Annotated in this window: 1 protein-coding gene; it reads right to left on the minus strand. The window is 66.7% G+C overall.

What is annotated here, in order from left to right:
* A partial coding sequence (locus QWZ14_RS10835) for a sulfite exporter TauE/SafE family protein (RefSeq protein ID WP_290316670.1) occupies positions 1–541 on the minus strand: 541 nt, incomplete at its 3' end.
* Between the last annotated feature and the right edge of the window lie 298 nt (positions 542–839).

Raw genomic sequence — 839 nt, forward strand, 5'->3', positions numbered from 1 at the left:
CCGCCAGCAAAGAGGTGCCGACGGCATTGATCATCGGCATGCCCGTGGCGAAAATGAGCCCAGGCACGATGAGAAAGCCGCCGCCAATCCCGAAGAAGCCAGAGAGAAGGCCAACGCCGAAGCCAATGGCGGCGATGCGGGCGCCAACGCCGAGGGTCAGTGGCGCGGCCTGCGTGCCCCCATCTTTCCTCGGCCGCAGCATGACGACGCCGACGACCATCATCAGGATGGCGAACAGCAGAATCAGACGCTCGCCGTCGAAGGCCTTGCCAACTGTGGAGCCGATGAGGGCGCCCATTACTCCGGTCGCGGCAAAGACCGCGGCGGCTGGCCAGCGCACGTTCCCCGCACGGGCGTGGCCGGCGAAGTTGGCGAAGGCATTGGCCGACACTGCCAGGGCACCAGTCCCGAGGGCGGCATGTGGCGACATCCCGACCACGTAGAGAAGCAAGGGCGTCGCCAGGATTGACCCCCCGCCTCCAATGAGGCCGAGCGTGAAGCCAACCAGCGAGCCGGACAGAATGGCGAGGAGATCGCTCATGACACGGGCCATCCTGCCGTGGAAAACACGCCGCACTCGGCACCGGCGGGAGTTGCCATCCGCACGGCAGAGGCTGTCTGGGCCAGGGGTGGTGCATGCGGTCGCGCGCTAGGCGGGCTGGCGGTCGGGGGCTTCACCATCTCGCCTGTGACAGCCGTGCCGGCTCCAAACGCCGATTTCAACGCTGCCATGACCGTCTGCACCCGCTCGTCAGCAAGCCGGTAGACCATCGACTTGGACTCGCGGCGTGTAGCCACGAGGCCTGCCTCGCGCAGCATCGCCAACTGTTGGGACAGGT

This window comes from Paeniroseomonas aquatica, from assembly GCF_030409335.1.
GTDB classification, from domain to species: Bacteria; Pseudomonadota; Alphaproteobacteria; order Acetobacterales; family Acetobacteraceae; genus Belnapia; species Belnapia aquatica.